Here is a 13,651-nt window from a genome sequence, read left to right as displayed (position 1 = left end):
GCCTTCCGATCCACCGTGCCCGGCTCCAGGTGCGGCGCCCGCAGCACCAGCCGCCGCCACGAGCCGATCAGCAAAGACGTGTCGACCTCGCCGGGGTCGCTTCGAAGTCGTGGCGGGTCGTGGGCTGCCGGTTTCTGGTGCCGGTGGGCGTCCGGGGCCGGGGCGGCTGGGTTTTGGCCCTTGGGCCGGGTGGGCGAGGTAGGGGCGGATGTGCCGGAACCCTCGGTGGACGCGGGTCGGGGTGAGGGTCGCACCGGGCTCGGTGCGCTTCTCCCGGGGCTTGCGTCGGTCGGCCGCTATCGATGTGGCGAGGCGGAGTCGGGTGTGGGCGGAGATCACCAGCCATGTCCAGCGGTCTGCTGTCTGCGGGTCACGCAACCGCGGCCTTGTCCAGCCGAGCGACTGCTTGGACAGACAGGCGGAAGGTGTGCTTCAGGTGGAAGTAGGCGCAGGGCTGCCGGGCCGCGCCCACGACCTTGTCCGCCGCCCGCGCCAAAACGGCATCATTAAGCCCTGCCTGATGCGGCACATCCTCTGATACGGCCATGCCGCCCTACCGCTGCGTTCCCAGGCCGAGACTGCACCGCGTCGCGCCCTGCTCGGCGGGAAGGAGCGGCACGGCAGCATCGGTGCGGCCGCGCATGCCCGGTCCGGTGGTCTGTTGGTCTGTTCGGCGGGGCGGCTGGGCCCGAATGCGCTGGGGTGGGGCGGCTGTCTGGGTGGCAGGCGGGCGTGGGAGCCGGGCCGGGGCGCGGTGTTGGCGGCGCTGCCACGGGGATGAGCCGCACCACCCCCTACGGGCCGTTCGGCGGCCTGCCCGCCCGGGTCCGCGTGGACCGGGGCAAGGAGTTTCTGTGCCGCACTGTGTACCGGGCGCTGGGCGTGTTCGCTGTCACCGTCGAGGACCTCCCGGCCTACACCCCTTACCGCAAGGGGACGGGCGAGGCGCTCAACAATGCGGTGGAGCGGATGCTGTTCATCGCCATGCCGGGCTCTACCCGCCGGCGCCCGCGCTACCGGGGCCTGCCGGCCGGACCGGTCCGAGGACCTGTTGCCTTACGCCGACTTCGTGCAGGCATTGCTCGACGGGGTCGCCTGGTGGAACACCGAGCACCGCCCCGCGGCCTGGCCGGCGACCGCACTCCGCAGCAGGCATGGGAGGCAGACCCGGCACCCGTCGAGGACGTGCCCGAGGAGCATCCGGCGTTCTTCGCGCTGGAGGACGACGCCCGCCTGAGGAGGATCACCACGAACGGGATGTCCCGGCGCCGCCGCGCCTACATCGCTCCCTGGATGACCGGGCACGTCGGCACGCCGGTCAGGCTGCGCTGGCTGCCGCACCACGATGTTGTGGTGGGGTGTTCACCGCTACCGGCGACGGCCGGCATCTGGGCGCCGCCTACCCCGCCGAGAGCGCCACACGGCCCAGCAGCGCGCTTTGAGCGCGATCCGGGCGCAGGCAGCCCAAGCCTTCAGAGCGGACCTGAAAGCCGCGAGGAAGCAATGCCGGGCTCCCTACACCGCCAGGACCACAACACGCCGCTCCCGACCCCCGTCGCACTCCGACCTCGCGTGCAGCCCAAGGGGAGATCGACCTGGCTCAGGCCGCGGATCTGGCCGCCCGGGCGCTGCCGGATCGGATCCCGCCCTGCGAGCCGCCTGCGGCATGGACCCACCCCCGTAGGCACCTGCTTCCGAGGCCGACGTGCCACGTCGTTCGGGTGGCCCAACGTTGACTTCGGTGCTCCCGACTGGGCTGATTGGTTGCCTAGGACAGGACTGCTGCGCCGAAGATGACGACGCACATGCTCACGCCCAGGTAAACCCTCTGCCACCGAGGGAGCACAATGCCGGGTCGGGCGGGATCGGCTCCCTCCACGCGCACGAATCGCCGCACTGTCAGCAGCATGGGCAGGGTGCTGACGGCCATGGCGACCTGCCCGCCTGCATACAGCACCAGGCCAGAGGCGACCGAGTAACCGTGGAGGTGAATCACCAGGAAAAACAGGGGGCCTCCTCCGGCCCAGACGATCGGCCACAAGATACGGACCTTGCGTACGGGTACGCACACCCAGATCAGTGCCCAGCAGAGCAGAAGTGCCACGAGCGCGGTAAGCCACAGGTATGCGATGGGTGCCGAGGCGAGCATGGGCGAAGTCCTCCCACAGTAACGACAGTTGGCGCGTGCCGAGGGGCGTGATGTACCTCATGCGTGCTCGTCACGTTCAGACCGTACGGCCTCAAGATCCGCTGGTCACTGCCAAGGTCCGGCAGGATCGAGTGGGGATAGGTTGCGCGCCATCGACATATCATGTGCGTCATCCTTGGCTTGACTGTCTGGCGGGCCCTGCGGATGGGCCCCGTCATCCGCTCCCGCGGCCGCGTCCGCGAGGCGATGCCGGTGACGGGCGCTGTGCTGGACCGGATGTCTTCACATCCGACCCGTTCGCGCCTGCCTGTGACGGCATCCGCGACCACTCCATGCACGCCTACCTGGGCGCACTGGAGAAGAACCTCGCCTGACCTGCGCCAGAACAGCCACCGCCGCACCGCCCGCAGCTGGTCCTGGCGGTGTGAGCAACCACCGCCACCAGCGCGCCGTGCACGCCACCGCACCCGGCGCCATGGCAAGGCCAGCGGACGAGGAGGTCGAGGTGAGCGGAGCGGGGAGCCGGCCGGCTCGTATGCCGCGCTGGCCGACGATAAGGCGTACAGCAATGGGCCGTGCCGCGACAATCCGCGTAGATGCTGCATCCGGCACGCCGTCCCGAAGAAGAGCGACAGCCGGGCCACCCGCCTGCGCAAGGGCTCATGCGGCGGGCGACCGCCGGGCTTCGACGAGGAGCGGTACACGAAACGCAACACCGTTGAACTGGCCATCAACAAGCTCAGGCATGCCAGAGCCGTCCGCCATCTGACATGACAGACGCGGGTACGTCTCCCTCGGCACCGCTACCGCAGCAGCCGTCATCTGGCTCCGCATGTGATCGACCCGAGAATTCCTAGCCGACTGTTGCGGCTTCAGTGGATGCTGTCTCGTCGGAGACCGTGGAGGACTTGTTGTTGGGCCCTCGCAGGGCGACGTAGACGAGCAGGACGGCCATGATGGCGGCGCCTGCCCACATGGCCTGCTGCCAGCCGTCGATGAAGGGCTGGTGGGCTGCGTGGATGAGGTCCTTGGCGTGGGGGTTGGCGCTGCCCGCGACCTCGACGGCGTTGGCGACGCCTTCGCGGGCGGTGTCCGCGGTGCCCTGCGGGATGTCGTGCAGCTTGTCGTCCATGGCGCTGCGGTAGCCGGAGGACACCAGCGCGCCGAGCAGGGCGACGCCGAGGGCGGTGCCGAACTCGCCGGTCACGTCGTCGAGCGCGGAGGCGACGCCCTGCTCGGCGCGGGGCAGGGATTGAGTGATGGCCTCCGTGGAGGGGGCATCGACAGACCCATGCCGATGCCCATGGCGAGCAGGCCGGGCAGTACGGACAGGTAGCCGCCGTCGACGGAGATGAACAGTGCCATCAGCGCCATGCCGACGTCGGCCAGCGCGATGCCCATCACCATGGTCATGCGGGTGCCGACTGCCGCGGCCAGCTTGGGGGCCCAGGCCGGACGAGGCCATCTTCTACCACTGCCTGGATTACCCGCTCGCTGCCGTGGCCGACACCACCGGCCCGCACCCCGGGACGGCCGCCCACCTCGCCCGTAGCCGGCGTCGCTCCCCACCCGCGGGGTGAGCGCGTTTGCGGGAGGCGGGTGAGGTGCATGCCCGCGCATCGGCTCTGCATCCTCCGCGCACGGCAGCGCAGCCAGTGCGCTGCTGATCAAGACCCAGTGCACTGAGCTGAAACTGCACGGGCACGGACCGTCATAGCGTGAGCCGTGAAGCAGCCGCCGCACAGTCTCCTCGTGCACCTCGCCGCATCCCACCGGCGCAAGCGCGCGGCCTCGACGTTCATCCCATGCTGTACGGCCATGCAGGAGGTTGTCGAAACGTGTCCACGATGCCGGTCGGCGGGCTGATACCTCGCGCCACCGACGACGCGGCGGACCTCATCGTCCGCAACGCCAAGATCCATACCGGAGATCCCCGGCTTCCGCAGGCCGAGGCGATCGCCATCCGGGACGGAGTCATCACCACCGTCGGCGGCGACAAGGACGTCGCCGACCAGGTCGGTCCCGCCACGCGGGTGGTCGACGCGCTGGGCCGCAGGATGATCCCCGGCCTCAACGACGCGCATCTGCACGTGATCCGCGGCGGCCTCAACTACGTACTGGAACTGCGCTGGGACGGCGTGCGCTCCTTGCGGCAGGGCTTGGCCATGCTGCGCGAGCAGGCGGCCCGTACACCCAAGGGGCAGTGGGTGCGGGTGGTCGGCGGATGGTCGGCCGAGCAGTTCGCCGAGCGGCGCCTGCCCACCGTCGCGGAGCTGAACGCCGCCGCACCGGACACCCCGGTGTTCGTCCTGCACCTCTACCAGGCGGCGATCCTCAACCGCGCGGCACTGAAGGCGGTGGGCTACGACAAGGACACCCCCGACCCCCGTGGCGGGCAGATCATGCGCGGCCGCACCGGCGAACCCACCGGCATGCTGCTGGCGGCCCCCAGCGCCCTCATCCTCTACTCCACCCTGGCCAAGGCTCCGGTCCTCGATGAGGAACACCGCGAGACCTCCACTCGTCACTTCCTGCGCGAGCTCAACCGGTTCGGCCTCACGTCGGCTATCGACGCGGCGGGCGGCTTCCAGAACTTTCCCGACAACTACGAGACGGTCACCGCCCTGGCCAGGCGGGGCGAACTGTCTCTGCGCATCGCCTACCACCTCTTCCCCCAGACCGCGGGACAGGAGATCGACGACCTCACCCGCTGGGTCGGCATGGTCCGCCCCGAGGGCGGCGACGAGTGGCTGCGCCTCAACGGCGCCGGCGAGAACCTCACCTGGGCGGCGGCAGACTTCGAGAACTTCGCCGAACCACGTCCCGAACACGCCCCCGGCTACGAGGTGGAGTTCGAGCGGGCCGTACGCCTCCTCATGGAGAACGGCTGGGGCTTTCGCCTGCACGCCACCTACGACGAGACCATCCGTCGCGACCTGGCCGTGTTCGAGAAGCTCGCCGCGGAAGGGCTCTTCCCCGGTGGCAACCGCTGGCTGTTCGACCACGCCGAGACCGTCTCCGCCGACAGCCTCGACCGCGTCGTCGCCCTCGGTGGCGCCATGTCGGTGCAGAACCGCCTGTCCTTCCAGGGCGAGGCGTTCGTACGCCGCTACGGGATCGGAGCGGCCGCGGACGCACCGCCCGTCCGCGCGATGCTGGGCCGGGGCCTGACCGTGGCGGCCGGCACCGACGCCACCCGCGTCTCCTCCTACAACCCCTGGGTCGCCCTGCACTGGCTGGTCACCGGCCGCACTGTCGGCGATCTCGCCCTGCACCCGCCGCACAACCGCGTCGACCGGGAGACGGCCCTTCAGATGTTCACCACGGCCGGTGCCGCCCTGACCGGCGAGCAGGACCGCAAGGGCGTCCTGCGGCCGGGCTTCCTCGGCGACCTCACCGTGCTGTCCCAGGACTACTTCACGGTGCCCGACCCGGAGATCACGGACATCGAAGCCCTGGTGACGGTCGTCGGCGGCCGCATCGTCTATGCCGCCGGCGAGTACGAGGGCATCGACGAAGAGATGCCCGCAGTGGCCCCCGAGTGGAGCCCGGTGGCCCGTTTCGGGGGCTACCAGGCGACTCCGGCGCACGCAAGGCCGGGGGTGCGCCAGGCCGAACTGCTCGGCGAGGCCGTCGCGGAATCCGACCTGCACCGCCAGTGGCGCGCCCGCTGCGGCCAGGTCCCCGAGACCGACAGCCCGGTCTTCGACCCCTGCTTCTCCCTCTGACACAGGCGCTCCGGCGCCTGCCCCACTCTTCCTTCTCCTTCCGGTCACAGACACCCGTCGGTGACCGAAGCACCTCATCATCGAGAGGCACACTCATGGTCAACATCGCCGAGGTCACCGCTGCCCCCAGCCCGGACCTGCTGACCCCCGACAACTGCGCGGTGCTGTTCGTGGACCACCAGCCGCAGATGTTCTTCGGCACCGGCAGCAGTGACCGCACCGCGATCATCAACGCGACCGTCGGCCTGGCCAAGGCCGCCAGGGTCTTCGGCGTTCCGACCGTCCTGAGCACCGTCGCCGCCGAGTCGTTCTCGGGCCCGCTCATGCCGCAGCTCGCGAACGTCTTCCCCGGCCAGGACATCATCGACCGCACCACGATGAACGCCTGGGAGGACGAGGCGTTCGTCGAGGCCGTCAAGGCGACCGGCCGCAAGAAGCTCGTCATCGCCGGGCTGTGGACCGAGGTCTGCGTCGTACTGCCCGCCCTGTCGGCCCTCGCCCAGGGCTACGAGGTGTACGTCGTCACCGACGCCTCCGGCGGCGTCACCCCCCAGGCTCACGAGCACGCCGTCCAGCGCATGGTCCAGGCCGGTGTGGTGCCCGTGACGTGGGTGCAGGTCCTCCTCGAGCTGCAGCGTGACTGGGCGCGAACCGAGACGTACCTGCCGGTCATGGATGTCGTGAAGGAGAACGGCGGCACCTACGGCCTCGGCGTCGTCTACGCGCAGGCCGTCATCGGCGAGCACGCCGCCGGCTGATCCCACCCACGATCGGCCACGGACGCCAGGAACAGGCGGACGAACGCGATGGACAGCGGATTGTTGATGCTCCGGCTGGTGGTGGGGCTCCTCATCGCCGGACACGGAGTGCAGAAGGTCAGCTTCCGGTTGGGCGGCAACGGGCTGGACGGGGGGACCGAGGAGTTCCGCCGGGACGGCTTCCGCGGCGGCCGGCTCACCGCCCTCGCGGCGGGCGGCAGTCAGATCGGGGCCGGCCTGTTCCTGGCGGCCGGCCTCATCACCCCCATGGCGGCAACTGCCGCCATGGGGGTGATGACCGTGGCCGGCACCGTCAAGTGGCACAAGGGGCTGTGGGTGCAGAACGACGGCTACGAGTACCCGTTGGTCCTCGTCGCCACCGCGGCCGCCCTGGCTTCGACGGGCCCCGGCCGCCTTTCTCTCGACGATGTTCTGGGACTGGCCCACTGGCCCTGGTGGGTGGCCCTCGCCGCCCTGGTCGTCGGTCCGGGCAGCGGACTGATCACTCGCATCGCGCTGCGGCACCGGCCCGGCGACCCCACGCAGGAAAGGACGCGGCATGCGCGCACTGCTGACTGACGCCGCCCATACACTCGTACCGCCCAAGGACGACCGGCACGGCCCTCTGCCCCCGCTGATGCTGGTACTGACCGTGGTGACCGGCCTGATCGACGCTGTCAGCTACCTGGCGCTCGGCCGGGTCTTCGTCGCCAATATGACCGGCAACGTCGTCTTCCTCGCCTTCGCCCTGGCCGGCGCGCCAGGCCTGTCCGTCCTCGCCTCCCTGGTCTCCATGGCCTCCTTCCTCGCCGGAGCGCTGGCGGGCGGACGCCTCACCACGCAGCTCGCCTTCCATCGCGGCCGGTTGCTGGCCGTGACGACGGCCCTTCAGGTCCTTCTGGTCGCCGGGACGGTGGCCGCCGTCGCGGTCGCGCACGGCGAGGTCACCACCCCGGTCCGGTACACCCTCATCGTGCTGCTGGGCCTCGCCATGGGCATGCAGAACGCGGTCGCGCGGCGCCTCGGCGTCCCCGACCTCACCACGACCGTCCTGACGCTCACCCTGACCGGACTGGCCGCGGACTCCGCACCGGCCGGCGGGGCTGCACCCCGCCCCGGCCGCCGCATCCTCTCCGTCCTCGCCATGTTCCTCGGAGCCCTCGTGGGCGCCCTGCTGCTGCGGCACACCGCACTCCTCTACCTTCTGGCGCTGGCGGTGCTGCTGCTCGCCGCGACGTCGCTGGCCGCCCACCGCCTGTCGGCCTCCGCGCCCGCCTGGACCCGGCCGCCCGCGTGAAGCTCACCGAAAATGCGGCATGGGCGCCCTTCGCAGCCCGTGTCTTCCGGGCCCTGTGGATCGCGCAACTGGTCTCCAACACCGGAAGCTGGATGCAGACGGTCGGCGCCCAGTGGCTCCTCGTCGGGCACAGCGCGGCCACTGTGACCTTGGTGCAGACCGTCTCCAGCCTCCCCGTCGTCCTGCTGGCCCTGCCCTCCGGCGTCCTGGCCGACCGCTTCGACCGGCGCAAGGTGCTCCTGGTCTCCCAGGCCACCATGCTCACCGTCGCCACCGTCTTGACCGTGCTGGCGTTCCAGGGCGCCCTCGACCCCACCCGCCTGCTCGCGCTCACCTTCCTGCTGGGCTGTGGAACCGCCCCGATGGGCCCGGCATGGCAGGCCATCCAGCCGGAGCTGGTGGCCCGCGAACAGCTCGGCCAGGCCGCGGCGCTGGGTGCCGTGAACATGAACCTGGCGCGTGCCGTCGGCCCAGCTCTGGGCGGCGCGGTGGTGGCCGCCGCCGGCCCCGGCTGGGTCTTCGCCTTCAACGCCCTGTCCTATCTCGCCATCATGGCGGTCCTGCTGACATGGCACCGCACCGGAACCGCCCAGGCCCCTGCGGCACACAGAGAAGGACTCCTGGCCGCCGCGCAGGCCGGACGCCGTTACGTCTGGCACGCCCCCGGTATCCGCCGCATCCTGCTGCGCACCGCCCTGTTCATTCCCGGCGGCGCCGCCCTGTGGTCCCTGCTTCCCCTCGTGGCCAGCCGCTCCCTGCTGCTCGGGTCAGGCGGGTACGGACTCCTGCTCGGAGTCGTCGGCGTCGGTGCCGTCGGCGGTGCCTTCGCCTTGCCCGCCATCCGGCGACGCCTCAGCGCCAATGCCACCCTCGCCGTCGGGACCGTCATCTTCGCCGCGGTGCTGGTAGTGCTGGCCACGACCCAACTGCCCTGGCTCGCGGCCACAGTCCTGCTGCCGGCCGGCCTGGCATGGATCAGCGTGCTCTCCACGCTCAACGCCGCCATCCAGCAGCGACTACCTGGCTGGGTCCGGGCGCGCGGGCTGGCCGCCTACCTCGTGGTCTTCCAGGGCGGCCAGGCGCTGACCGCACCGGTATGGGGGGTACTGGCCGACCGCCTGGGTCTGTCCGCCTCCCTTGTGATCGGCGCCGTCCTGCTGGCAGGCAGCGCTTGGAGCGTGCGGCGCTGGCCCTTGCGCCCCGCAGAGGGAATCGACCCGAGTCCCTCGGACCACTGGCCCGTCCCGCCCCTGGTGTTCCAGCCCGGTCCGGCCGATGGCCCGGTACTCGTCTCCGTCACCTACCGGATTGCCCCACAACAATGGACGGCCTTCACTGCCTGCATGCGGCGCGTCGCCCGCTCCCGGCGCCGTACGGGCGCGCTCACCTGGGGCCTCTACCAAGACGGGCGCGAGTCGGGACGGTTCATCGAGAACTATGTGGTCGCCTCGTGGTCGGAGCATCTGGCGCAGCACCACAGTCGCCTCACCGCCACCGACCGCCGCTATGAGGAGCAAGCACGGCAGATGCTCCTCGAAGGGACCGTTCCTGAAGTGGTCCACGCCTTCGACGCCACGGCCGGACCTGCGGTCACCCTGCCCACGGCAGGGGCGGAGGGCGGGCAGCGGCATCCCGGAGCCAGCGGGGGAGCGGCGCCCCGCATGCCGTGAGCGGCGGGCCAGGTCGCCCGCTCTCGCCCCACCAACGGCCGCGTGCGAGGCACCGGGCGCGCCCCGGCGTCACATGCCTCGGCCGGACCGGTCTCCGGAGGAACATGTAGACACCATGTTTTTGTTGAGGGCAGCGCTCGGCCGACGTGTCACCCGTGCTTCGGGGGCCGGGCGCCGTGCCTATGAGCCTGAAGCACACACCGCAATGATCTTTGACCGATACTCGCAGAAGGACCACCGCAATGTTCCAACGCATTCTCGTCGCTGTTGACTCAAGTCCCGGCCGCCACTCCGTCCTACGCCTGGCCAGGGACATGGCCCTACTGGCCGGCGCCACGGTTCGGGTGCTGCACATCGCGCCGTCCAAGGCCACCCTTGCCGCAGTGGTTTCCCTGGAGGACGACGACGAAGCCAAGGCCGTCCTTGACGAGGCCGTCACTTTGCTGCGTGAGGCAGGCGTACAGGCCGAGGGAGCCGTCTCCAGCGCCCTGACGACGCAGGTGGCCACCACGATCGTGTCTGCCGCCGAGGAGTGGCGCTTCGATCTCCTGATTCTGAGCCCCCACCACCGTGGAGCGCTCGAAGCCCTCGTCAACCCCCGGGTCAGCGACGCCGTCGCCCATGCGAGCCGCATTCCTGTTCTGCTCGCGCCGGAGAATGACGCCGACCGCTAGACCTGATCACGCATCAGAGGACCAAGCCGGCGCCGTCCTGACCGGCAGAGTGCGGCCCGCGCCCGCGGGCCGCACCCGCATGCGAAGGACGGACGAGAACCCGGCGCGGACTGCGCCACGGGGCACTGTCGTGAGGCACGACAGTGCACTGCTGGTCGCGAACCGGTGCACGCAGCCTCAACTGACCTGCTCCACAGCTCCCTAGCCTGGCCCGGCCCGTGAGCGACCACCTGAGGAGCACCACGGCCCGACAGTCCGTGGCCGAGCAATACGTCGACCTCCTGGCACGTGCCGGAGTACGGCGCCTGTACGGCGTGGTCGGCGACAGTCTCAACCCTGTCGTCGACGCGACCCGCCGCCACCAGGACCTGGAATGGATCCAGGTCCGCCACGAAGAGGTCGCGGCGTTCGCCGCCGGTGCCGAGGCCCAGCTGACCGGCAGGCTCGCCGCCTGCGCCGGCTCGTGCGGCCCCGGCAACCTGCACCTCATCAACGGCCTGTACGACGCCCACCGTTCGATGGCCCCGGTCCTCGCCCTGGCGGCCCAGATCCCCAGCGGTGAGATCGGTACCGGCTACTTTCAGGAGACCCACCCCGACCGGCTGTTCGCCGAGTGCAGCCACTACTCGGAACTGATTTCCTCGCCCCGGCAGATGCCCCGTGTCGTGCAGACCGCCGTGCAGCACGCGGTGGGACGCCGCGGCGTGTCCGTGGTGTCACTGCCCGGAGACGTCGCCGCGGAGCACGCGCCGGCCGACGGAGCCGAACTCGCCATGCCGCTGGACCGGCCCGCCGTACGGCCGGCGCAGGAGGAACTGACCCGGCTGACCGAGCTGGTGGACGCGGCCGAGAAGGTCACCGTCTTCTGCGGACGCGGTGTCGCCGGTGCCCACGCCGAGGTGATGGCGTTCGCAGAGAAGATCAAGGCTCCGGTGGCCCACGCACTGCGCGGCAAGGAACACATCCAGTACGACAACCCCTACGACGTCGGCATGTCCGGACTGCTGGGCTACGGCGCCGCCTACGAGGCCATGCACGGTTGCGACCTGCTGATCCTCCTCGGCACCGACTTCCCGTACACCAACTTCCTGCCGCGGCACGTACGCACCGTCCAGGTGGACATACAGCCTGAACGGCTGGGGCGGCGCACCCAGCTTGACCTCGCAGTGTGGGGAGACGTCCGCGAGACGCTCCGGTGCCTGACGCCCGCGGTGCGGGAGAAGCACTCCCGCAGCTTCCTCGACCGCATGCTGCACCGGCACGTCCACGCGCTGGAAGGCGCCGTCAACGCCTATACCCGCGACGACGAGCACACCCCCGTCCATCCCGAGTACGTCGCCTCCGTCCTGGACGAAGAGGCCGCGGACGACGCGGTGTTCACCGTGGACACCGGAATGTGCTGTGTCTGGGTGGCCCGCTACCTCACCCCGAACGGCCGACGCCGCATCCTCGGCTCCTTCGTGCACGGCTCCATGGCCAACGCTCTGCCGCAGGCCATCGGCGCGCAGTTCACCGACCGTGCACGCCAGGTCGTCTCCCTCTCCGGCGACGGCGGCTTCTCGATGCTGATGGGCGACTTCCTCACCCTGGTCCACCACGGCCTGCCTGTGAAGGTCGTCGTCTTCAACAACTCCTCCCTGGGCATGGTTGACCTGGAGATGATGGTCGACGGCCTGCCCCCGTACGGCACCGACTACCCCCACACCGACTTCGCCGCCATCGCCACCGCGGCCGGCGCCCGCGGTATCCGCGTGTCCAAGCCCGCACAGGTACGCGCCGCCCTCCGCGAAGCCTTCGCCCATGACGGGCCCGCGCTCGTCGACGTCGTCACCGACCCCAACGCGCTCGCGATCCCGCCAAAGATCACGGCCGAGCAGGTCACCGGGTTCGCTCTGTCCGCCAGTCGCACCGTGCTCACCGGCGGAGTCGGACGCATGATCCACTTGGCCAAGACGAACCTGCGCAACGTCCCCCGCCCCTGAACACATCCGCCTGCCGCCGCCCGCGCCGGGCGACTGCCTACCTGCTGCACGGCTTCCCGGAAATCTGGTACGGCTGTCGCTGGCAAATATCGGTGCCGGCCGAGCAGTTAGCAGGCATCGCGGGAGGAGGTCGGATCGTGAGTCGGCGTCCGAGCACGCCGAGCGGCGACGCCTGCTGGTGGTGGCGCTGTTGGCGGTGCCGGTGGTGTTGTTGTCGATGATTTCGGGCTGGCAGTTCCGTCATTGGCAGTGGCTGTGCTTCATGCTGGCCGCGCCCGTCGCGGTGTGGGGGGCCTAGCCGTTTCACCAGCGGGCCCTGCGCGGGGCGCGGCACGGTGCGGCGACGATGGACTCCCTGGTCTCACTCGGCGTGGTGGCCTCCTTCTCCTGGTCGGCGTACGCGCTGTTCTTCGGCGGCGCTGGAGGCGGCGGTCGGTGTGCCCTTGTTCGTCCTTGTGGGCCGTTACCTGGAGGGCCGGGCGCGGCGGGGTACCGGGGCCGCGCTGCGGGCGCTGGCCCGGCTCGGGGTGAAGGATGTCGCCGTCCGTGAGGGGCGCCATGAGCGGTTGATCCCGGTGGAGGAGTTGGCCGTCGGCGCCACATTCCTGGTGCGTCCCGGCGAGCGTGTGGCCACCGACGGTGTGGTGGTTCAGGGCCGTTCGGCACTCGACCAGGCGCTGGTGACCGGGGAGAGCGAGCCCGTCGAGGCCGGCCCCGGGGACACGGTGGTCGGGGGCGCGGTCAACGCGGGCGGTCTGCTGCTGGTACGGGCCACGGCGGTCGGCGCGGACACCCAGTTGGCGCGCGTCACCCAGCTGGTGACGGAGGCCCAGGCCGGAAAGGCGCGTGCCCAGCGGCTCGCGGACTTGGTGGCCGGGGTGTTCGTGCCGGTGATCCTGGCGCTGGCGGTGACCACGCTGGGCTTCTGGCTCGGTGCCCGCGCCGATGGGCAGGCAGCCATCACCGCGTGTGTGGCGGTGCTGGTGGTGGCCTGCCCGTGTGCGCTGGGCCTGGCCCCACCGACCGCGCTGATGGCCGCGACCGGCCGGGGCGCGCAGCTCGGCGTGCTGGTGACCGGCCCGCAGGCACTGGAAGGGCTGCAGCACATCGACACCGTCGTGCTGGACCTGACCTCCGGCCACATGAGCGTCGCCGCCGTCACCGTCGTCCCCGACGGCCCCGCTCTCGCCGATGTACTACGCCTTGCCGCGGCGGTCGAGGACGCCTCCGAGCATCCGCGGGCCGGGCGATCACCGTGCACGCCGTGCGTGCCCTCGCCGATGAGGTGCTGCCACCGGTGGCGGACTTCGCGGCGACGCCCGGGTCCGGCGTCCGCGGCCGGGTGGAGGGGCGACTGATCGAGGTGACCGCCGTCGGCGACCGATTGCCCGCA

Annotated in this window: 8 protein-coding genes and 3 pseudogenes; 8 read left to right on the top strand and 3 right to left on the bottom strand. The window is 70.7% G+C overall.

Going from position 1 to position 13,651, the window contains the following annotated elements; translation table 11 throughout:
- Positions 1 to 67: 67 nt before the first annotated feature.
- The 3 genes and pseudogenes from ABZ877_RS08640 to ABZ877_RS08630 form a co-directional block, all read right to left on the bottom strand.
- Positions 68 to 442, bottom strand: a pseudogene (locus ABZ877_RS08640) (transposase); the annotation flags it as partial.
- Between the two features lie 1,326 nt (positions 443 to 1,768).
- Positions 1,769 to 2,149 (bottom strand): hypothetical protein, encoded by a 381-nt coding sequence (locus ABZ877_RS08635; protein ID WP_361066555.1) that lies wholly within the window; start codon positions 2,147 to 2,149, stop codon positions 1,769 to 1,771.
- Between the two features lie 853 nt (positions 2,150 to 3,002).
- Positions 3,003 to 3,614, bottom strand: a pseudogene (locus tag ABZ877_RS08630) (MFS transporter); the annotation flags it as partial.
- A 382-nt stretch (positions 3,615 to 3,996) separates the two neighbouring features.
- Between ABZ877_RS08630 and ABZ877_RS08625 the strand changes: the two are divergent.
- The 8 genes and pseudogenes from ABZ877_RS08625 to ABZ877_RS08590 form a co-directional block, all read left to right on the top strand.
- On the top strand, positions 3,997 to 5,877 hold the full coding sequence (locus ABZ877_RS08625; RefSeq protein ID WP_361066919.1) for an amidohydrolase: 1,881 nt from the start codon (positions 3,997 to 3,999) through the stop codon (positions 5,875 to 5,877).
- Between the two features lie 95 nt (positions 5,878 to 5,972).
- The gene (locus tag ABZ877_RS08620; RefSeq protein WP_361066552.1) at positions 5,973 to 6,635 is read left to right on the top strand and encodes a hydrolase; all 663 of its coding nucleotides are present in this window, start codon (positions 5,973 to 5,975) and stop codon (positions 6,633 to 6,635) included.
- 48 nt (positions 6,636 to 6,683) lie between these two features.
- Positions 6,684 to 7,214 (top strand): DoxX family protein, encoded by a 531-nt coding sequence (locus ABZ877_RS08615; protein ID WP_361066549.1) that lies wholly within the window; start codon positions 6,684 to 6,686, stop codon positions 7,212 to 7,214.
- Positions 7,195 to 7,932 carry a YoaK family protein gene (locus ABZ877_RS08610; protein ID WP_361066546.1) on the top strand — a complete coding sequence of 246 codons (738 nt, stop codon included), beginning with the start codon at positions 7,195 to 7,197 and terminating at the stop codon, positions 7,930 to 7,932. Before ABZ877_RS08615 ends, ABZ877_RS08610 begins: the two co-directional genes overlap by 20 nt.
- On the top strand, positions 7,929 to 9,602 hold the full coding sequence (locus ABZ877_RS08605; RefSeq protein WP_361066543.1) for an MFS transporter: 1,674 nt from the start codon (positions 7,929 to 7,931) through the stop codon (positions 9,600 to 9,602). Before ABZ877_RS08610 ends, ABZ877_RS08605 begins: the two co-directional genes overlap by 4 nt.
- Before the next feature lie 242 nt (positions 9,603 to 9,844).
- A complete protein-coding gene (locus ABZ877_RS08600; protein ID WP_361066540.1) occupies positions 9,845 to 10,276 on the top strand; it encodes a universal stress protein in 432 nt (143 codons plus the stop codon).
- 218 nt (positions 10,277 to 10,494) lie between these two features.
- Positions 10,495 to 12,258, top strand: coding sequence for a pyruvate dehydrogenase (locus tag ABZ877_RS08595; protein WP_361066537.1), 1,764 nt, complete (start codon positions 10,495 to 10,497; stop codon positions 12,256 to 12,258).
- 157 nt (positions 12,259 to 12,415) lie between these two features.
- A pseudogene (locus ABZ877_RS08590) lies at positions 12,416 to 13,648 on the top strand (HAD-IC family P-type ATPase); the annotation flags it as partial.
- Positions 13,649 to 13,651 lie beyond the last annotated feature (3 nt).

This window comes from Streptomyces sp. NPDC046939 (assembly GCF_040644575.1).
Lineage (GTDB): Bacteria > Actinomycetota > Actinomycetes > Streptomycetales > Streptomycetaceae > Streptomyces.
The sequence above is the reverse complement of the archived record's forward strand: the minus strand, read 5'-3'. Positions and strand labels throughout refer to the sequence as shown.

What these genes read in the sequence shown, in the direction of transcription:
- ABZ877_RS08635 (WP_361066555.1), bottom strand. Translation starts at nt 2,149, where the DNA reads ATGCTCGCCTCGGCACCCATCGCATACCTGTGGCTTACCGCGCTCGTG.
- ABZ877_RS08625 (WP_361066919.1), top strand. Translation starts at nt 3,997, where the DNA reads ATGCCGGTCGGCGGGCTGATACCTCGCGCCACCGACGACGCGGCGGAC.
- ABZ877_RS08620 (WP_361066552.1), top strand. Translation starts at nt 5,973, where the DNA reads ATGGTCAACATCGCCGAGGTCACCGCTGCCCCCAGCCCGGACCTGCTG.
- ABZ877_RS08615 (WP_361066549.1), top strand. Translation starts at nt 6,684, where the DNA reads ATGGACAGCGGATTGTTGATGCTCCGGCTGGTGGTGGGGCTCCTCATC.
- ABZ877_RS08610 (WP_361066546.1), top strand. Translation starts at nt 7,195, where the DNA reads ATGCGCGCACTGCTGACTGACGCCGCCCATACACTCGTACCGCCCAAG.
- ABZ877_RS08600 (WP_361066540.1), top strand. Translation starts at nt 9,845, where the DNA reads ATGTTCCAACGCATTCTCGTCGCTGTTGACTCAAGTCCCGGCCGCCAC.